Origin of the sequence: Micromonospora sp. WMMD964 (assembly GCF_029581455.1) — a bacterium.
In the GTDB taxonomy this organism is placed as follows: domain Bacteria; phylum Actinomycetota; class Actinomycetes; order Mycobacteriales; family Micromonosporaceae; genus Micromonospora.
Window position 1 is genome coordinate 4,693,510 of record NZ_CP120860.1, and the last position, 18,480, is coordinate 4,711,989.

The 18,480-nt window shown below is 72.4% G+C and carries 15 protein-coding genes and 2 pseudogenes; 8 read left to right on the plus strand and 9 right to left on the minus strand.

Annotation, left to right across the window (positions count from 1 at the left end; all coding sequences use genetic code 11):
* Positions 1–51: 51 nt before the first annotated feature.
* The 6 genes from O7616_RS21645 to O7616_RS21670 are packed head-to-tail and all read right to left on the minus strand — an operon-like array spanning position 52 to position 5,249.
* Positions 52–456 (minus strand): cupin domain-containing protein, encoded by a 405-nt coding sequence (locus tag O7616_RS21645; RefSeq protein ID WP_282259282.1) that lies wholly within the window; start codon positions 454–456, stop codon positions 52–54.
* Positions 449–1,204, minus strand: coding sequence for an SRPBCC family protein (locus O7616_RS21650; RefSeq protein ID WP_282303654.1), 756 nt, complete (start codon positions 1,202–1,204; stop codon positions 449–451). Before O7616_RS21650 ends, O7616_RS21645 begins: the two co-directional genes overlap by 8 nt.
* On the minus strand, positions 1,201–2,643 hold the full coding sequence (locus O7616_RS21655) for an acetyl-CoA carboxylase biotin carboxylase subunit (protein WP_282303655.1): 1,443 nt from the start codon (positions 2,641–2,643) through the stop codon (positions 1,201–1,203). Before O7616_RS21655 ends, O7616_RS21650 begins: the two co-directional genes overlap by 4 nt.
* 19 nt (positions 2,644–2,662) lie before the next feature.
* Complete coding sequence (gene accB / locus O7616_RS21660; protein ID WP_282307692.1) at positions 2,663–3,166, minus strand: acetyl-CoA carboxylase biotin carboxyl carrier protein; 504 nt, start codon at positions 3,164–3,166, stop codon at positions 2,663–2,665.
* Positions 3,167–3,183: 17 nt separating this feature from the next.
* Entirely contained in the window at positions 3,184–4,914 is a 1,731-nt protein-coding gene (locus O7616_RS21665; protein WP_282303656.1) for an acetyl-CoA carboxylase carboxyltransferase subunit alpha, read from the minus strand.
* Positions 4,911–5,249 (minus strand): TcmI family type II polyketide cyclase, encoded by a 339-nt coding sequence (locus O7616_RS21670; RefSeq protein WP_282259277.1) that lies wholly within the window; start codon positions 5,247–5,249, stop codon positions 4,911–4,913. The genes O7616_RS21665 and O7616_RS21670 overlap by 4 nt, the downstream gene beginning before the upstream one ends.
* Positions 5,250–5,693: 444 nt before the next feature.
* Here O7616_RS21670 and O7616_RS21675 point away from each other — a divergent pair, with 444 nt between their 5' ends.
* The 5 genes and pseudogenes from O7616_RS21675 to O7616_RS21695 all read left to right on the plus strand — a co-directional run bounded on the left by O7616_RS21675 (position 5,694) and on the right by O7616_RS21695 (position 11,358).
* A complete protein-coding gene (locus O7616_RS21675; RefSeq protein WP_282303657.1) occupies positions 5,694–6,491 on the plus strand; it encodes a BTAD domain-containing putative transcriptional regulator in 798 nt (265 codons plus the stop codon).
* A 166-nt stretch (positions 6,492–6,657) separates the two neighbouring features.
* Positions 6,658–6,972, plus strand: a pseudogene (locus O7616_RS21680) (TcmI family type II polyketide cyclase); the annotation flags it as partial.
* A gap of 124 nt (positions 6,973–7,096) precedes the next feature.
* Complete coding sequence (locus tag O7616_RS21685; RefSeq protein WP_282303658.1) at positions 7,097–8,446, plus strand: NAD(P)/FAD-dependent oxidoreductase; 1,350 nt, start codon at positions 7,097–7,099, stop codon at positions 8,444–8,446.
* A gap of 1,160 nt (positions 8,447–9,606) precedes the next feature.
* Positions 9,607–9,867, plus strand: a pseudogene (locus O7616_RS31175) (hypothetical protein); the annotation flags it as partial.
* Positions 9,868–10,149: 282 nt separating this feature from the next.
* Positions 10,150–11,358 carry a low temperature requirement protein A gene (locus tag O7616_RS21695; protein ID WP_282303660.1) on the plus strand — a complete coding sequence of 403 codons (1,209 nt, stop codon included), beginning with the start codon at positions 10,150–10,152 and terminating at the stop codon, positions 11,356–11,358.
* 46 nt (positions 11,359–11,404) lie between these two features.
* On the opposite strand, the gene O7616_RS21700 is transcribed toward O7616_RS21695, so the two are convergent.
* Positions 11,405–12,232 carry a hypothetical protein gene (locus tag O7616_RS21700; RefSeq protein WP_282303661.1) on the minus strand — a complete coding sequence of 276 codons (828 nt, stop codon included), beginning with the start codon at positions 12,230–12,232 and terminating at the stop codon, positions 11,405–11,407.
* 253 nt (positions 12,233–12,485) lie between these two features.
* Between O7616_RS21700 and O7616_RS21705 the strand changes: the two genes are divergently transcribed.
* The 3 genes from O7616_RS21705 (at position 12,486) to O7616_RS21715 (ending at position 14,595) form a co-directional block, all read left to right on the plus strand.
* Complete coding sequence (locus O7616_RS21705; protein WP_088989422.1) at positions 12,486–12,692, plus strand: hypothetical protein; 207 nt, start codon at positions 12,486–12,488, stop codon at positions 12,690–12,692.
* A gap of 336 nt (positions 12,693–13,028) precedes the next feature.
* Positions 13,029–13,424, plus strand: coding sequence for a VOC family protein (locus tag O7616_RS21710; protein WP_282303662.1), 396 nt, complete (start codon positions 13,029–13,031; stop codon positions 13,422–13,424).
* A 211-nt stretch (positions 13,425–13,635) separates the two neighbouring features.
* A complete protein-coding gene (locus tag O7616_RS21715; RefSeq protein ID WP_282303663.1) occupies positions 13,636–14,595 on the plus strand; it encodes a TIGR03557 family F420-dependent LLM class oxidoreductase in 960 nt (319 codons plus the stop codon).
* Between the two features lie 88 nt (positions 14,596–14,683).
* Here the strand turns inward: O7616_RS21715 and O7616_RS21720 are convergent, their stop codons facing one another.
* Together O7616_RS21720 and O7616_RS21725 are read right to left on the minus strand one after the other, a co-directional pair.
* Complete coding sequence (locus tag O7616_RS21720; protein WP_282303664.1) at positions 14,684–16,198, minus strand: hypothetical protein; 1,515 nt, start codon at positions 16,196–16,198, stop codon at positions 14,684–14,686.
* Positions 16,199–16,373: 175 nt separating this feature from the next.
* Complete coding sequence (locus O7616_RS21725) at positions 16,374–18,470, minus strand: amino acid transporter (RefSeq protein WP_282303665.1); 2,097 nt, start codon at positions 18,468–18,470, stop codon at positions 16,374–16,376.
* Between the last annotated feature and the right edge of the window lie 10 nt (positions 18,471–18,480).

Consider the following 18,480-nt stretch of genomic DNA (forward strand, 5'->3'; position numbering starts at 1 on the left):
CCACCTCTGTTCGCGACTGCGGGGCTCGCAGAACCGGCTCACTCCTCGCGCTCACGACCCGCCTCGCTGTTCGACCAACTCGGTGTCGACGTGCCCCAACTCGGGGCGCGGGGCGAGCGGACCCAGGTGGAAGACCACCTCGGCCGGCTCGACGCCGGTGTTGCGCAACCGGTGCCGCACGTTCACCGGGACGAACAGGCCCTCGCCGGTGGCCAGCAGCGTCGGCTGGTCGTCCAGGTCGACGGTGATCGCGCCGCGAACCAGGTACAGGAACTCCTCGCTGTACGGGTGGTAGTGCTCGGCGATCCGCTCCCCCGGCGCGAGCGTCGCCACCCCGAGGAACCCGGAGGTGCTCCCGACGGTGCGGGGGCCCAGCAGGACCCGCAGCTCCCCGCCGCGCCGCCGGTCGGCGGGCACGTCCCGGGCGGCGATCGGCCGGGTGCTCAGGTCACTCATCGTCGGCTCCCGTCGACTCGTCGCCCGCCGCCGGGTGGCCCTGCTCGGCGCGCTGCCGGGCGATCCGCTCCACCCGGTCCTTGATCACTGCGAGTTGGATGACGCTGTTGGTGTTGATCCGCTCGGTCATCGCGGCGTTGTCGACGGGTGCGGTCGGCTTCATCGCGAAGTCCTGCGTCCAGGTCATCCGGGTGCCGCCGGCCTCCTCGGTGTAACGCCAGTGGATCCGCATGTACTCGAACGGCCCGGTCTCCACCCGGTGGGCCCGCACCTGGCGGCTCACCGGGTCGGCGGTGCGTTCACTGACCCAGCTCCAGGCCACCCCGTTCTCGTCGGGGTACATGGTGAGCCGGAACCGCACCGTGTGCCCGTCGCGGTGCAGGATCTCCACCACGGCGTACTCGGTGAACAGCTCGGTCCAGTTCGCGACGTCGTTGGTGACCTCCCAGACGACCGGGAGCGGCGCGTCGATGACCACGGTGTTCTCGGTGTGTCCGGGCGGGTCGGCGCGGTCGGCGACCAGGTCGGCCACCGCCGAGATGCTCAGCTGCCCGGCCTCCTCGGGGATGGTCACCTGCCACCGGTCGGCGACGACGGCGGAGAGTTCCAGCAGGGCGAGCGAGTCCATGCCCAGCTCCTCCAGTGACGCGGCGGGCGCCCGCGCCGCGGCGTCGGCGTCCAGCCCGCAGTGCGCCACCAGGATGTCGGTGATCTCGGCGGTCAGCGGGCGACCATGGGTGACGGTCATCGGGTCCTCCTGTGGGTTACCTCGGGCGTCGCGGCGGACGCGGAGCGCGGTGCGGGGGTGGACGTCGGCCGCTGCGCGGGCGGCCCACCGGGCACACCGAGCAGACGGTCGACCAGGCCCGTGGTGTAGCGGCCCTTGCGGAAAGCGGCGTCGTCGAGCACCCGCCGCACGAACGGGATGGTGGTGTGCACGCCCGGACCGGCGACGTCGAACTCGTCGAGGGCCCGTTCCAGCCGGTTGAGGGCCGACTCCCGATCGGGCGCCCAGACGACGACCTTGGCCAGCAACGAGTCGTACCAGGGGCCGATCACACAGCCGGCGCTGGCGTGGGTGTCCACTCGGGTGAACGGGCCGCCGGGCGGAGTGAAACGTTCCAACCGGCCGGGGGTGGGCGTGAAGCCGCGCTCGGGGTCCTCGGTGTTGACCCGGCACTCCACCGCCACGCCGCGCAGGCGGATCTCCTCCTGCCGCCAGCGCAGCGGCACTCCGGCGGCGATGTGCAGTTGCTCGTGCACCAGGTCGATCCCGGTGACCATCTCGGTCACCGGATGCTCGACCTGGATCCGGCAGTTGATCTCCAGGAAGTGGAACTGTTCCTCGGCGTCGACGAGGAACTCCAGGGTGCCGGCCCCGACGAAGCCGACGTCCAACGCGCCCCGCAGCGCCGTCTCGGCGATGGTGTCCAGGACGGCGGCGGGCAGCGCCGGGGCGGGCGCCTCCTCCACCAGCTTCTGGTGCCGGCGCTGCACCGAGCAGTCCCGGGTGCCCAGGTGCACCCCGTTGCCGTGCGAATCGCACAGCACCTGCACCTCGACGTGCCGGGCCTCGGTGAGGTAGCGCTCGACGTACACCCGGTCGTCGCCGAAGGCGGCCTGGGCGGCGGCCCGCGTGCGGGTGTACGCCCGACGCAGCTCGCCCGGGGTGCGGACCACCGTCATTCCCCGGCCACCGCCCCCGGCGGCGGCCTTCACGATCACCGGATAGCCGACGGCCTCGGCCACCTCGGCGGCCGCGGCGGCGGTCGGCACCGGCGCGACGCTGCCCGGCGACAGCGGCAGACCGGCGCGGCTCATCAGGGCGCGCGCCGAGGACTTGTCGGCCAACGCGGCCATCACCGCCGGTGGTGGGCCGATGAAGGTCAGCCCGTTGTCCGCGCAGATCTCGGCGAAGTCGGCGTCCTCGGAGAGGAAGCCGTACCCGGGGTGCACTGCCTGCGCACCCACCTGCCGGGCCGCCTCCACGATCGCGGCGGCGTTGAGGTAGCTGCGCCGGCTCGACGCGGGCCCGATCCGGATCGCCTGGTCGGCGAGGCGGACCGCCGCCGAGTCGGCGTCGGCGGCCGAGTAGACCACCGCCGTCCGCACGCCCAACTCGCGGCAGGCGCGCAGCACCCGCAACGCGATCTCGCCCCGGTTGGCGATCAGCACGGTCTCGAACATCGTCAACCACCCTGCGCCGTCACGCCGGGTCCAGCTCGACCAGCGGCTGGTCGTACTCCACCGACTGGCCGTCCTCGACGAGGACCGCCACCACCCGACCCGCGCGGTCGGCGGTCACCTCGTTCATCAGCTTCATCGCCTCGACGATGGCCACCGGCTGTCCCGGGCGGACCAGGTCCCCGACCGTGACGAACGGTCTGGCGCCGGGCTCCGGCGACCGGTAGAAGGTGCCGACGATCGGCGCCCGCACCGCGGCGCGACCGGGCACCGACGGTGGGGCCGACGCCGCCGGTTCCTCGGGTGCCGGCGACGCCGGCACCCCGGTCGGCGCAGGGGGTACGTCCGCTCGGGTCACGGTCTCCGGATGCCACTCGACCTCGAGGACCGCCGGGCCGTTGCGCAGCCGGATCCGGCGCACCGGCCCGGCCAGCTCGGCGATCAGGTGCTGCGCCTGCCGGCGCAGTCCGGCCAGTGCCTCCTCCTCGCCGACCTCGGTGTCCTCGGGCACCTCGACCGTCGACACCGTCCCGTTCTCGGCGCTCACCGGGCACCTGCCCGCTGACCGGCACGGGTCGCGCCGAACCGCCGGAACCGCTGCCGGCGGAGCCGGACGAGCATGGCCGGTGGCACGTCCAGAAGCGGCAGCAGATTCGCCACCAGGGCGGCCCGCAACCGCAGCGCGGTCTCCGCCGGGTCGTCGTGCGCGGCGGCCGGCGGCTCCGGCACCACCTCGTCGACCACGCCGAGGCGGCGCAGGTCGGGGGCGCTGAGTCGCAGCGCCCGGGCGGCCTGCGGCGCCGCCGAACGGTCCGGCCAGAGGATCGCCGCACAGCCTTCGGGGCTGATCACCGAGTAGACCGCGTTCTCCAGCATCAGGACCCGGTCGGCGACGGCCAGGGCCAGCGCGCCGCCGCTGCCGCCCTCTCCGGTGATGACCGCCAGCACGGGGGTGGGCAGCACGGTGAGGGTGAGGATGTTCTCCGCGATGGCCGCCGCCTGGCCGTGCTCCTCGGCGCTCACCCCGGGGTCGGCACCGGGGGTGTCCACGAGCGTCACCACCGGAAGTCCGAGGCGGGCGGCCAGGCGCATCAGGCGCAACGCCTTGCGATGCCCGGCCGGGCTGGCCATGCCGAAGTTGCGAGCCACCAGCTCGGCGGTGGTGTGCCCCTTCTGGTGGCCGATGACCATCACGTGCCGGCCGGCCAACCGGGCCACACCGCCCACGATGGCCGGGCAGTCCCCGCCGAGCCGGTCACCGTGCAGCTCCACGAAGCCGTCGAAGACGGAGTCGAGGTAGTCCAGTGTGGTCGGTCGGCCGGGGTGCCGGGCCATCCGGACGGTGTCCCACGCGTCACGTACCGCCGGGGTTCCGTCGGCTTCCGTGGTCGGCGGCGAGGGCTCCTCCTCGGCGAGGCGCTCGCGGTGCGGCGGCGGCTCCTGCCGGGGTACGGACGGGCGGGCCGGACGGCCGGCGCGGGTCGCGGCGAGCAGCGCCATCAGCCGCCCGCGCAGTGACCGGCGCTGCACCACCATGTCCACCTGCCCGTGCCGGAGCAGGAAGTCGGCGGTCTGGAAACCCTCCGGAAGCGCACGACCGGTCACCTGACGGATCACCCGGGGGCCGGCGAAGCCCATCCGCGCGCCGCTCTCGGCGAGCACCAGGTCGGTGTTGGTGGCGAACGACGCGGCCACGCCACCGTAGGTCGGGTCGGTCAGGACGCTGACGGTGAGCAGACCCGCCTCGCGTAGCGCGGCGATGGCCTGGCTGACGGTGGCCATCTGCATCAACGACAGCACGCCCTCCTGCATCCGCGCTCCGCCGGAGGCGGTCACCAGGACGAGCGGGACCCGGTCGTCGAGTGCCCGTTCGGCCGCCCGGGTGATCAGCTCGCCGACGGCGCAACCCAGGCTGCCGCCGAGGAAGCGGAAGTCCATCACCGCCATCACGACCGGGTGTCCGCCGATGGTGGCCGTGGCACAGACGACGGCTTCGACCAGGCCGGTGCTGGCCCGCGCGGCGGTGAGCCGGTGCGGGTACGGCACCACGTCGACGAAGTCGATCGGGTCCGCCTCCGGCAGCCGGTCGGCCAGCGGGCGCAGCGATCCGGGGTCGACGAGTTGGCGCAGGCGTTCCGGCGCGCCGAGGCGAGCGTGCTCGCCGCACTCCGGGCAGACGTCCAGGTTGCGGCGTAACCGTTTGCGGTAGAGCAGGCTGGCGCAGCCGGCACAGCGGGACCAGAGCTGCTCCTCGCGCGGCGCGGTGGCCGTCACGACCGCCCTCCGGTGTCCGGGGCGTCGAACCGGTAGAAGCACTGCGCCATCGCGTCGCGCGGTGACCGCCAGGTCGACAGGTACGGCGAGACGTACGGACGCAGGCGGTCGCTGACCCGGATGAACTCCGGGTGCCCACGGGCTGCCTCGACCGCGCCCTCCGCCGGCTGCTCGGTTTCGAGCAGGTGCACGTAGAGGTCGTGCAGGCGGTACAGCGAGCGGTGCCGGACGCCGACCAGGCGCGGCAACTCCGTCGCGTCCGACTCGGCGAAGATCTCGGCGACCCGCTCCGCAGCGGCCGGATCCACCTTCGCGACGATCAGCGATCGGTCCATACTGGGCCTCCCCCCACGGCGTCCGGCCGGCGACGGGTGGCCCCCGGACGCACTGGACGACTGCCCACACGATGCGGCAGTCCTCGTCACGGCGGCGTCACCACACAGGACTGACCAGCGACGCACCTTCGTGACGCTGCGTTGACGCAAGCTGTGCATCAGCTATGCGTCGGCCATGCGTGCAGCGCGCGATCGATCTGATGTTTGAGCAGTTCAGAACCGATCTCAGGTAAACTGTCGCGAATAGAGCGCCTACAGCGACATTGACGCACCGTGACCGTAATTGATAATCTTCACGGTGGTCAGCCCGGCCGCCCCGGCGGGTGGGGCCGCGCCCGGCAGCCAGGGTCGCGCCCCCATCGTCGGGGTCGACAGAGGCGTCACGGGCAGCCGATCCAGGACGCAGCAGACAGTCGGGACGAGCGTTCCGCAGGGGGTGCCGCCGTGGCCGCTGATCCGACCGTGCCGACCGCCGGGGGCCCGCCCGAGGAGGGCGTCTCACTCCACCTGCTCGGCGGCTTCCGACTGCTGCGCGACGCGACGCCGATCGTGGTGCCGCGCGGGCTGCAACGGGTGATCGCGTTGATCGGGCTGCGTCCCGGCGCCACCCGCAGCCAGCTCGCGGGGCTGCTGTGGCCCGACGCGTCCGAGGAGCGGGCGCTGTCCTCCCTGCGCACCGCGCTGTGGCGACTGCGTCAGGACCCGTGCTGTCCGATGACCGTGGCCGGCGACACCGTACGGCTCGACCCGGCGGTCCGGCTCGACGTGGACGACCTGGTCGGCACCGCGGCCCGGGTCCGCGACGGCGACGACCCGCGTACCGCCGCCGGGGCGCTCGCCGCCGGCCGGCACGACCTCCTGCCCGGGTGGTATGACGACTGGGTGCTGCTGGACCGGGAGAGGCTGCGCCAGCTCCGCCTGCACATGCTGGAAGAGGTGGCCGGGCACCACCTCACCGCGGGGCGGCACGGCGAGGCCCTCGAAGCCGCACTGGAGGCGATGGCCGCCGAGCCGTTACGGGAGACCCCTCACCGGCTGGTCGTCCGCATCCACCTGGCCGAGGGCAACGCCTTCGAAGCCGTGCACGCCTTCTACGTCTACCGGGACCTGCTGCGCCGAGAGTTGCGCCTGGAACCGAGCCCGGCGATGAGCGCCCTGCTCGACGACACCCTCGCCCCGATCCGCCAGGCCAGCCGGGAGCCCGTCGCCGATCGTCCGTCACCAGCCGGGCGACGTGCGTGACGACGACACCGTCCGACATCGCCGGGCAGTGCCCGTGACGGCGCGGCCCGTCACCGACTGCTCGGCCTGCGTGACGGTGACGTGACAGGCGCTACGGCACGGTGGGGCGCACAGAGCACGTGGCACCGATCCGAGGGTCGGGAAGGCCACCGGCGGAAGGGGTCCCATGAGTCGTCTACTGATCGTCAGCCGGATCATCCCGGGCGCGGAGGGGCGGGTGGCGCAGATCTTCGCCGAATCCGACGCCACCGAACTGCCCGGCCTGACCGGCGTCACGCACCGTTCGCTGTACTGCCTGCACGACCTGTGCGTACACGTGATGGAAACCTCGGACGTCGACCCGGACGCCCTCGCGGCGGCCCGCAACCACCCGCTCTTCCAGCAGGTCAACGAGCGGCTCTCCGCGCACACATCGCCGTACCTGCCGACCTGGCGCTCCCCCCGGGACGCGATCGCCGGCTGCTTCTACCGATGGGACGCCACCGACGCGCCCACCGCGCGGCCAGCCGGCACCGACGCGCCCACCGCGCGGCCGGGCGCCGCCGACCTACCCGCCGCGCGCCCGGCGGGCACCGACGCGCCTGCGGCGCACCCGGCTGGTTGACATGGGCGGCGCGCCACCGCACGTCCTGATCATCGGCGCCGGCACCGGCGGGCTGTGCCTGGCGCACGGCCTGCGCCGGGCCGGGATCACCGTCGCCGTCTACGAACGGCACCGCGACCGCGCCGACGGGCTGCTCGGCTATCGGGTCGGCATCGGCCCGACCGGCAGTCGAGCGCTACGCGAGTGCCTGCCACCGGAGTTGTTCGCCACCTTCCTCGCCACCTGCGCCCGGCCCCCGCACTACTTCAACGTGGTCACCCAGGGGCTGCGCCAGACGGCGTCGTTCCCCCTGCGGCCGAACGCCGAGCCGGTGCACACCGAACACTCGGTGGCCCGGATGGTGCTGCGCCACGTGCTGCTGACCGGCCTCGACGACGTGGTGCACTTCGACAAGACCTTCACCCACTACGAGCAACGTGACGACGGCACGGTCACCGCGCACTTCTCCGACGGCACCACCGCCACCGGGGACCTGCTGGTCGGGGCGGACGGCACCCACTCGGCGGTACGCCGGCAGTACCTGCCGCACGCCGTCACCCGCGACGCCGGCACCATCAACATCGCCACCCGCATCCCGCTGACCGCGCGCACCCGCGCTCTCGTCCCCGAACGCGTCGCTCAGGGCATCTCACTGATCTTCGGCATCGGCGGGATCATGGGCGTGCTGCACGTGATGGAGTTCAAGTGGGACGCCAGCCGGGCGATCAAACCCGGCGTCGGCGACGCGGACGCCCGGCTGTTGAAGAACTGGCCCGGCCTGTCCCAGGACACCACCACCGACAACATCAACCTCATCATCTGGAGTGCGGCCCGCCGGTTCCCGGCCGACGTGATGGAGCGTCGCGGCGAGGACCTCGTACGGGTCGCCCTCGGCCTCACCACCAACTGGCACCCCGACCTGCGGGAGTTGCTGACCCGGGCGGAGCCGGCCAGCGCCCTGCCGATCAAGGTGTCGACCTCCGAGCCGGTGCCTCCCTGGAAGAGCAGCACCGTCACGTTGCTCGGCGACGCCATCCACACCATGACCCCCGGTCGCGGTGTCGGCGCGAACACCGCCCTGCGCGACGCCCGCCTGCTCTGCGAGCAACTCACCCGGGCCACCGCCGGTGACAAGACCCTGCTCCAGGCGGTCGCGGACTACGAGGCGGCGATGGCGCCGTACGGCTTCGCGCGGGTCGCCGAGTCGTTGAACCGCAGCGGCACCAGCGGCGACGACCGGATGTACCGGCCGGTGGTGGGTCGGCTCGCGCTGCTCGGCGCGCGTGGCTACTTCGGAGTGACCAGTCGGGTGCCGCGGCTGCGTCAACGGTTCGTCGACGACTTCCACACCTACGAGGGCGATCGGGACTGAATCGGGCGACGGCCCGTCGGCCCGGGCTCGGCGTACCCCGCCGGGCCCGGGTCGCGCCGTGCCGTGCCGGGCCACGGTCTCGCCGCGCCGGGCTGCTTTGTGTGCTGGTCGGGGCGACGCTCTGTCACCCGACGAGCACCGGCTGAGGTGAGCGGGCCACCCACGACGCCCCTGGCCGATCCTCTCTCTCGTCGGTAACAGGCGTGTGCGAAGCTGCGGCGAGTTTTTCTCGTGACTTTTCCAACGAGGTGAGAGGGAGGTTCGCCGTGACGTGGTCTATCGGACACTCGCTGATAGTGGTACTGGCACTGTTGCTGGGACTGGCCGCCGGGTGGCTGCTGCGCGGACGGCGGGGTGGTCAGGGCAGCTCGATTGTGGATGGTGACCCCGTCGCCGGACTGGCCGTGATCTCCACGCCGACGCCGGCTGCCACCACCGACGAGCCCCGGCCCGCCGCCGCCGTCGACCCGGCCCCGACCGCCGTCGCCGACGAGCCGGTCCCGGTGGACACGGTCAGCGCGCCCGCTGCGGTGACCGCCACGGACGACCACGCCCCGACGCCCGTCCCGGCGGAAGCGCCGAGCACCGTCGACCCGGGCGACATGGCGCTGACCGAGCCCCCGCCGCCCGTGCCGTCGGCCGAATCCGACGCGAACGAGCTGCGGCCGGAGCCCGCCGTCGAGTCCACTCCTGAGCCGGTCGCGGCCGACGAGCAGCGCACCTCGGCCACCGTGGTGGCCCCGCGCCGGCCTGCGGACGACCTCCCGCCCGCGAACGCCACGCCGATCGACACCACCCCGGCCGACACCACCCCGGCCGACACCACCCCTGCCGACGAGCCGGTCGGCGCCGTTTCGGCAGCGGAGCCGGTAGCGGCCACCGACGCGGACGACCGGATCGCCGCCGACCCGGCCCACGACGCGGAGGCCACGCCCTCGTCGGCCGAGCCGGCGGTGGTGACCACCGACGCGGCGCACACCGACCCGGTGGACGCTCACCACGCCGACGCGGAGCCGGTGACCACCGACTCGGCGAACGCGGAGCCGGTGGCCGCCGACCCGGTGGACGCTGAGGTGGCACGGCCGGCCGTGGCCACCCCTCCGGTCCGACCGGCCGCCGCCACGTCCCCTGCGGCCGAGGACACCGACATCACCGGCTACCCGGGCGACCCGACGGGTCCGGCCGACGACTTCCGCCGTATCCAGGGGATCGGGCCGAAGATGGCGGCGGCGTTGCAGGACGCCGGCGTGCGCACCTACGGCCAGCTCGGTGACCTGGACGAGCCGGCGCTGCGCGACCTGATCCGGGCCGCCGGTCTCCGCGCCGCACCCGGCCTGGCCAGCTGGCCGCAGCAGGCCCGCGTGCTCGCCGGTGCCGCCGACGAGATGGCCGCCGCGCTGCCGAACGGCAACCAGGCCTGACCGCCCGACCTCTGGTCCCCGGCCGGTCGTCCACCGCGACGACCGGCCGGGGACCTGCTCGTTCCAGGGGCGGGACGACTCCGGTGCCGGCCGTCCGGCGATCGGCCCGACATCCCGGGAACCGAGGTGACCATCCGGGCCGGACGTCCCCAGAGCCGCGTCGGTCGACCCGGTCGGGGGAAGACGAGGCGAATACCGGCCCGTACGGTCGGCCGGTCGTTACCGTCCGTTGAGGTGGGCCGGACGGGTCCGTCGAGTCGAGCGGTTCCGCAGGAGTGACCCGTGCACCTCCCCGCGCCGGAGCCTGCGTCGCCGCAGGCCAGCGGCCCTCCGGTGCGAGACCCGGAGGGCCCGCGCCGGGTGACCCTCCTCGAACTCTTCTTCGACCTGGTGTACGTGGTCGCGCTGGCCCTCATCTCCCGGACGATGGTCGAGCAGCTCGACTGGCACAGCGCCGGTCAAGCACTGATCATGCTGGCCGCCGTCTGGTGGACCTGGGCGATCACCACCCTCGTCACCGACCTGTACGACCCGGAACGCACCGAGATCAAGCTGCTGATCAGCGCGGTGATGTTCGGCGCGCTGCTGATGACCACGGCGATACCGGAGGCGTTCGACGACCGGGGGCTCGTCTTCGCCGGCACCTACGTGACGATCCACCTCGGGCGCGGGTTGTTCCTGATGCCCGCGGTACGGCGTCAACCGCAGACCCAACGTCGCGCGGCGCGCATCTTCGCCTGGTTCCTGGTGTCGGCGATCCCGTGGCTCGTCGGCGCGTTCGTCGGCGGGGACGCCCGGATCATCTGCTGGACGATCGCGCTCGCCATCGACTACGTCGGTTTCCGGCTCGCGTACCCGGTGCCCGGCCTCGGGGTGGTGCCGGAGAAGCAGCGCAACGTCACCGCGGAGCATCTGTCCGAGCGCTACCAGCAGTTCTTCATCATCGCCCTCGGCGACTGCATCCTGACCATCGGCACCATGTTCAGCCTGGAGCACAACGAGGCCGAGAACATCGCGGCGTTCGCGGTGGCGTTCCTGACCACCCTGCTGCTCTGGCGGATCTACGTGCACAAGTCCGGCGAGTTGCTGCCCAGCGCCATCCAGGCGGCCAAGTCGCCGGGCAAGTTCCTGTTCACCGCGCCGTACACCCATCTGTTGATGATCTCCGGCGTGGTGACCACGGCGGCCGGCTTCCATCTGGTGCTGCACGAGCCGACCGGGGAGACCCCGCCGGCCTGGCTGGCGGTCTTCTTCGGCGGCCCGGCGCTGTTCCTGGCCGGCCGGGCCTCCTTCGAGTACGAGGTGTTCAGCCGGGTGTCCTGGTCGCGTCCGGGAGGCATCCTGGCGCTGCTGACCATCGCACCCGTCGCGTTGTACGTGCCGCCGATGATCGCGTCACTGGGGGCCCTGCTGGTGCTTGCCGGGGTGGCGTACGCGGACCACCGGCGCAGCCACGGCAAGCCGCCGGAGACTCCCAGCCCACCGCACTGAGCCGGCCGCGAGCGCGACGCCGCCGCCGGCCCGCGACGGCTGCCGCTCACACCAGCGCCCCGGCGTACCCCCGGACCTGCAACCGCCGCCCGGCGGTGCCGCCCAGACGCACCTGCAGGCCCAGCGGGGCGGCGGCCCGGCGGACGTCGTCGAGGTGCAGCGATCCGTGCCGGTCCACGGTGAGCACCGGGGGCTCTTCGAGTTCACCGACGGGTGCGTGGAAGGACAGCAGGGTGACCGAGGTGGTGAGATAGCCCGGGTACGCGGCGCGGGCCGCCGCCTCGTCCGGGTGCGAGAGCACCACCAGGTCGTCGAGGTGGGCGAAGTCGGCGGCGAGTGCCCCGGCCTTCCAGTGCGCCGGTTCCTCGGCCGCGCCGGTGAGGTGTCGCGACCGGTTCGCCGAGGTGATGTAGAGGTGATCCGTCCCCGTCTCGGCGAGCGCCCGCTCGAAGAACGCGTTGGACGGGCAGGTGAGACCGGGTGCGATGACCTGTGTGGTTCGCAACCCCTGGTCGACCTGCACGAGGTGCTCGGGAAGCCGTTCCGCCGCCGGCCCCCGGAAGCCGAACGGACCGGCCCCGTAGAGGGTGTCCATCAACGCGCGCACCCGTCCGACCGGCAACCGCGGTGAGATCCGCGTCCAGTCGTACATCCCGGGGATGCGTCCGACGGCTGTGGTGATACTGCCGACGTGGTGGGCCGGACGACCCTTGGCCAGGTTGACGCGGCGCACGGTGGCCGCGTCGGGACGGGTGACGATGGCGTAGAAGTTGGCGAACGCCGCCGCGACGACCGCACCGCCGGCGAGCGCGCGGGCCGCGACCGCGACGTCCTCGGGGCGGTCGATGTACAGGGGCGGTGTCGGGGCGTCCATGAGTCCTCCTCGGCGGGGGCCGTGAGGCAGTTCTACGTCCACCGGCCGGTACGGCGGCGAGGTCGGTCGGCGATCCGATAGCGCGCCGGGGCGACCCGAGGCGGGCGGCCGATGCGTGGACGGTACTCACCGGTGGACCGCATCGGCCGGACGGACGATTCGGTGGGTGGTGGGCGGCGACAGTTAGCCGCGTGACCCGATTGGGTACAACGCCTGCACCTCAGCAATCCACCACATTCCTCAGGAGGCAGCGATGCGCGGCACCTCGATACTCGGAGTCATCGTCGTGATCTGGTTGTTGATCGGCGCGGTCGCCGCCGGTCAGCGCGGTTACTACAGCGGCGACGACACCAACTGCGCCGAGGCCGGCACGATCCTGGTCACCATCGTGGCCGGGCCGTTGAACTACATCGGCGCCAACCCCAAGGTCGACTGCAAGCTGCCCGAGCCGTCCAAGTAGGACGGACGCTCACCGGCCCAGGCTCCCGGCGGGAGCCTGGGCCGGCGCGCTTCGGTCGTGGTGGATCACCGACCAACGCCCCCGGCACTGGGACACGCTGACCGGCGACCGGTTCGACTACGTCATCAGCCTGTGCGACAGGGCCCGCGAGGCATGCCCCGACTTTCCCGACCGTCCCCGGCGATCGCACTGGAGCATCCCCGACCCCGGCACGGCCGCGGGCACCGGCCAGGCCGGCTACTCCGCGTTCCAGCGCGCGGCCGCCGACATCGACACCCGCGTCAGACACCTGCTGCCCGCCCTCACGCCCACCCGCCCCTGAAGGAGGGAACCGCCATGACAACGCCCGACCGGTACGCCAGCGTCCGCTACATCGTCGATGACGTCCAGGCGGCCGTCGACTTCTACACCACGCGTCTCGGTTTCGTCGTCAACACGAGCGCGGCACCAGCCTTCGCCGACGTCGTACGCGGCCCGCTGCGACTGCTGCTGTCCGGGCCGGCCAGCTCCGGCGCCCGCGCCACCCCCGACGACGCAACCGACGCCGGACGCAATCGGATCCACCTGACAGTCGATGACCTGGATGCCGAGATCGACCGACTGCGGGCCACCGGGCTCTCCTTCCGCAGCGACGTGATCGCCGGCCCCGGTGGACGCCAAATCCTGCTCACCGACCCCGCCGGCAACCTCGTCGAACTGTTTCAACCCGCCGATCGGCCCGACTCGGCCTGACCCACGTCGCACGTCATCGGCTCCCGCACGGCAGGGGGCGATCGGAGGGCGACGAATCAGGACTCGCGTGCCCGGGGGTGCCACTGCGATTCGACCGCCACACCCCGTACGGCGTCCTAGGAGGCTGGTCTGCGGTCTCCCCTGCGTTTGTCGGTACTCCCGCCGGGAACCGACCCGGCGTCAGTCACGCGGACGGCGTCGGGAGCATGGCATGCAGATCGGCTACAAGCTGGCCTCGGAGGGGTACGGCCCCCAGGAGATCATCCGGCAGGCCGTCCTGGCCGAGCAGGCCGGTTTCGACTTCGTCGAGATGAGCGACCACTACCACCCCTGGCTCGACGCACAGGGGCACTCGTCGTTCACCTGGAGCGTGCTCGGAGCCATCGCGGCCAAGACCAGCACCCTGCGGCTGGCCACCGGTGTCACCTGCCCGACCGTCCGCTACCACCCGGCGATCATCGCGCAGGCGGCGGCGACCATGGCACTGGTCTCCGACGGACGGTTCACCCTCGGCGTGGGGGCCGGTGAACGGCTCAACGAGCACGTCGTCGGGCAGGGTTTCCCCAGCGTACGAGGACGGCACGAGCGGCTCCGCGAGGCACTGGAGATCATCCGGCTGCTCTGGCAGGGCGGCTACCAGTCCTACGAGGGTCGGCACCTGCACCTGGAGGACGCCCGGGTCTTCGACCTGCCGGACACCCCGCCGGTGATCGCCGTGGCGGCCAGCGGCGAGGCGTCGGCCCGGCTCGCCGCCGAACTGGGCGACGGGCTGTTCGCCACCGAACCGGACGCGTCGATAGTCGAGCACTACCGGCGCGCGAACGGCTCGGGCCCCCGCTACGCCGAGGTTCCGCTGGCCTGGGCCACCGACGAGCAGCAGGCGGTGCAGGCGGTGTTGCAGACCAGCCGGTGGATGGTCACCGGCTGGAAGGTGATGAGCGAACTGCCGAACCCGGTCAACTTCGACGCGGCCAGCGCACACGTCGAGGAGAAGCACATCCGCCAACTCTTCGCCGTCGGCCCCGACCCGGAGCCGTACGTCGCCAAGGTCCGCTCGTACGTCGACGCGGGCTTCGACCACATCGTCCTGCAGAACGCCGGCCCCGATCCGGACGGGTTCCTGGACTTCTTCGCCGGCGACCTCTCCGGCCGCCTGCGCGCGCCGAGCTGAACCGGGCGCCCGAAGGGTGGGAAGCGCCGAGCCGCCCCGACCGGTCGTCGGGGCGGCTCGCTGCGCGTTCGGGATGGGCGCGGTGTGCTCAGCGGAAGCAGTGCGCGACGGGCACCTGGCTGCCCTCGCAGTTGGTGGGCTCGTTCTCGACGATCACACTCTCGTCGTCGATCTTGACCTGGGCGTGCGAGGCGAAGACCCCACCGGGCTTCACCGTCGAGGCGTTGTGGGTGATCTTGCTGGTGTAGACCGCGACCGAGCCCGCCGTCGCGTAGATGCCACCGCCCGTGGAGGTGGCACCGACCGCCTCGTTGCGGGTCACGTCACTGCCGCGGACCAGCAGGTTCGCCTTCTCGGCGTAGATGCCGGCGCCGAGGCCGTGGGTGGTGTTGCCGTCGACCACGCTGTCGTCGAGCGGCGTCAGGCCCTTGACCGTCGAGATGCCGCCGCCGTTGACCGTCGACGTGTTGCCACGGATGGTCATCTTGCGCATCACCAGCACCGCGTCGGAGTTCGCCGCACCGCCGCCGACCTGCGCGGTGTTGTTCAGCAGCTCGGTGTCGGAGACCTTGGTCCGGGCCGAGAAGCTGGCCAGACCGCCACCCTGCGCGGCGCTGTTCTGGGTGAACGAGACGCTCTCCACCTCGGCCGCGCCCCGGTAGTTGCCGAGCCCGCCGCCGTACGCGTTGGCGCTGTTGCGGTGGAACTCGGAGCGCTTCAGCGTCAGCACGCCACCGTTGAGCAGGCCCCCGCCCTTGCCCGCGGCGCCGGAGGCGCTGTTGCCGACGAACGTGGAGTCGGTGACCACCAGGTTGCCGTCGTTGAAGATGCCCCCGCCGCCGCCCTCGGGCGACAGCGACGTGCTCTGCGAGACGGTCACCCGCTCCACCAGCGCCGTCGCGCCGTGCACCACGTGCACGCTGCCACCCTCGATCGCCGAGCGACCGTTGTGCAGTTCCACGTCGCGCAGGGTCAGCTCGCCGCCGTCGCGGACGGTGAAGAACCGGAAGGCGGCGGCCTGGGCGTCGCGGGCGATGGTCGCCCCGGCGCCGTCGATGGTGATGGGTTGGTAGATCACCGGCAGACCGGCGGTGTCGTCGGCCGGGTTGCGCGGAGGCGCCTCGGCGTCACCAGGGGTCTCCGCGGCGTCGGCGGCCTCCCGCGCGTCGCGGATCCCGCCGTCGTACTGGTCCTTCTCGTGGAACGCCTCGGTGAGGACGTAGCGGCACTTGGGCGCGAGACGAAGTTCCGCGCCGCCCTCGGCGTTGGCCGTCACCAGCGCCGCCACCAGCTTCGCGGCGTCGCAGGGCACCGACACGACGCCCCGCTTGCCGGTGCCCGGGGTGCTCGGGCGATCCCGCTCGCCATCGCCCTGTTCGCGGTCCTCGCCGCGCCGGTCGTCGGCCCGCCGGTCGTCGTCGCCACCGGCCGTGGTGAGCCGGCCCAGACCGGGAAGGGCGAGGGCCCGGTCGGCGGCGGCGGCCACGCCGGCCGCTCCGGCCGCCCCCACAACCAGGCTCCCCGCCAGGAAACCGCTGGCTAGGAACCATCGGGACCGGCGCCTGGGTCGGGTCGCGCGGCCTCCTCCTGGGTACGTGGACATCAAGAATGCCTACCTTCCTGCCTACTTCCGTGACCGCGCGCCGATCCGGGCGCGGGGCGCTCGACGTACCGCCGACCACCAGACGTCACGATAAGTCCGCAATACGGACAGGAAGGTGTGAACGTGAATAGTGCCCTTATTCATCTTCGGAACCCACCAAACGGGGCGCCAGCGATCATCCGCCGACGTGGATCCCGGGACGTCGAAGCGGGTCGCGCTCGGTCCGGCGGATGATCTCCCGTACCACCGGCGGGGTGTCCCCACGGCCGAGGATGAGATAGCGCGCCAGGTGCGCGATCGGGCTCCCCTCCGACCACTCGAAGTGCGCGTGCGGCCGTACGCCGGTGGCGTCCCGCAGGGCCAGCAGGATCGCGGCGATGGCGTTGGGCGCGGCCGGGCTGCTGGCCCGCAGCACCCGGAAGCCACTCACCTCGATCCCGTGCACCCGCAGCACCTGACTGAACTCCGACGGGTCGACCACGTCGATCTCCAGGAACAGCACGTCCGCGGCCCCGGGCACCGGGTTCATCCCGCGCTGCGCCCGTTCCTTGACCGTGTACTCCTTCACCGAGCCCTTCTGCCGCTTGTTCGCGATCAGGTGCAACTGCCCGTCGTGGGCCAGCGACTCGGTGATGAACCGACGGGCCGGCTCGTCGAACTCGATCCGCTCGGCCCGCAGCTCGGTGGTCCGGGTGACCCGGGACACCAGCGAGACGGCGATGATGCCGAGGATGAACAACGCCGAGATGGTGATCCCGTCCGGCTGCTCGATGACGTTCTCCACCAGCGCGTACAGCAGCACCAGCGTCAGCGCCGTGAAGCCGGTCGCGCCGACGCGCTGGTGGCGGCGGGCGGCCGCGATGGTCACCGCCACCGCGCCGGAGACCATCATCGCCAGGATGCCGGTGGCGTACGCGCCGGCCTGGGCGTTGACGTCGGCCCGGAACGCGATCGTGATGGCGACGCTGACGACGGTGTAGACGATCACCACCGGGCGCACCGCCCTCGCCCACTCCGGCGCCATGCCGTACGAGGGCAGGTAACGCGGCACGATGTTGATCAACCCGGCCATCGCGGACGCGCCGGCGAACCAGAGGATGAGCACGCTGCTCACGTCGTAGACAGTGCCGAATGCCTCACCCAGATAGGTGTGCGCCAGGAACGCCAGCGCCCGCCCGTTCGCGCTACCACCCGGGCGGAACTCCTCCGCCGGGATGAGCGCCGTGGTCACGAACGTGGTCGAGATCAGGTACACCGACATGATCAGGGCGGCGGTGGTGAGCAACCGACGCGTGTTGCGGATCCGGGCGGCGAGGCGGGCCTGCTTGTCCGGCCCGTCGGCCGAGATCAACGGCATCATGCTGACCCCGGTCTCGAAACCGGACAACCCCAGCACCAGCAGCGGGAAGGCCAACACGGCGGTGAACAGCACGTGGCCCGGCCCGCCACCGGTGGCGGTCAACGCGGCCGTCCAGTCCGACACGATGTCCGGGTTCTCGACGATCCGGGCCACCGCCACCCCGACGATCACCGCGTTGAGCACCAGGAAGATCGCGACGAGGGGGATGGCGACGACCACCGCCTCGCGGAACCCGAGCAGGAACACCCCGCCGAGGATGAGCAGCAGCACGACGGTGACCACGACCGGCACCAGGGCGCCGTGCGGGACGTCCGGCAGGTACGGGTTCTCCAACAGGTGCACTGTGGCGTCGGCCGAGGACAGCGTGATCGTGATGATCCACGAGGTCGCCACGAAGCCGAGCAGCACCAGGACGAAGATCTTCCCGCGCCAGAACGGCAACAGCCGCTCCAGCATCGCCACCGAACCCTGACCGTGCGGGCTGTCGTGGGCCACCCGCCGGTACATCGGCAGCATGCCGAACAGGGTCAGCGCGACGATCAGGAGCGTCGCCAGCGGGGACAGCGCACCGGCGGCCACCGCGGCGATGCCCGGCAGGTACGACAGCGTGGAGAAGTAGTCCACCCCGGTCAGACACATCACCTGCCACCAGGCGTGCCTGCGGTTCTGCCCCTCGGCCGTCTCCGGCCCCGGCGGCTGCACCTGGTGCTGGAAGAGCCACCGGCGCAGCGGGCTGGCCGGCGGCGCCGACCGGGCCGGGCTGGCCACCCGATCGGGCACCACGACCCCCGGCCGGCCACCCGCGTGCGGGCGGGCCGGGTCACGCGCCGCCCGCAACGCCGGGTCCGGTCCGGTCGGCGCGTGGCGGCGTCCACCCCAGCGTCGTGCTCTCCCCCGGTGCTCGTCACCCATCGTCAGTCCC

Excerpts from the sequence above, each read along its gene's own strand:
- O7616_RS21670 (WP_282259277.1), bottom strand. The coding sequence starts at position 5,249 with ATGGACCGATCGCTGATCGTCGCGAAGGTGGATCCGGCCGCTGCGGAG.
- O7616_RS21650 (WP_282303654.1), bottom strand. The coding sequence starts at position 1,204 with ATGACCGTCACCCATGGTCGCCCGCTGACCGCCGAGATCACCGACATC.
- O7616_RS21725 (WP_282303665.1), bottom strand. The coding sequence starts at position 18,470 with ATGGGTGACGAGCACCGGGGGAGAGCACGACGCTGGGGTGGACGCCGC.
- O7616_RS21645 (WP_282259282.1), bottom strand. The coding sequence starts at position 456 with ATGAGTGACCTGAGCACCCGGCCGATCGCCGCCCGGGACGTGCCCGCC.
- O7616_RS21705 (WP_088989422.1), top strand. The coding sequence starts at position 12,486 with ATGCGCGGCACCTCGATACTCGGAGTCATCGTCGTGATCTGGTTGTTG.
- O7616_RS21720 (WP_282303664.1), bottom strand. The coding sequence starts at position 16,198 with ATGTCCACGTACCCAGGAGGAGGCCGCGCGACCCGACCCAGGCGCCGG.
- O7616_RS21715 (WP_282303663.1), top strand. The coding sequence starts at position 13,636 with ATGCAGATCGGCTACAAGCTGGCCTCGGAGGGGTACGGCCCCCAGGAG.
- O7616_RS21700 (WP_282303661.1), bottom strand. The coding sequence starts at position 12,232 with ATGGACGCCCCGACACCGCCCCTGTACATCGACCGCCCCGAGGACGTC.
- O7616_RS21655 (WP_282303655.1), bottom strand. The coding sequence starts at position 2,643 with ATGTTCGAGACCGTGCTGATCGCCAACCGGGGCGAGATCGCGTTGCGG.
- O7616_RS21710 (WP_282303662.1), top strand. The coding sequence starts at position 13,029 with ATGACAACGCCCGACCGGTACGCCAGCGTCCGCTACATCGTCGATGAC.
- O7616_RS21685 (WP_282303658.1), top strand. The coding sequence starts at position 7,097 with ATGGGCGGCGCGCCACCGCACGTCCTGATCATCGGCGCCGGCACCGGC.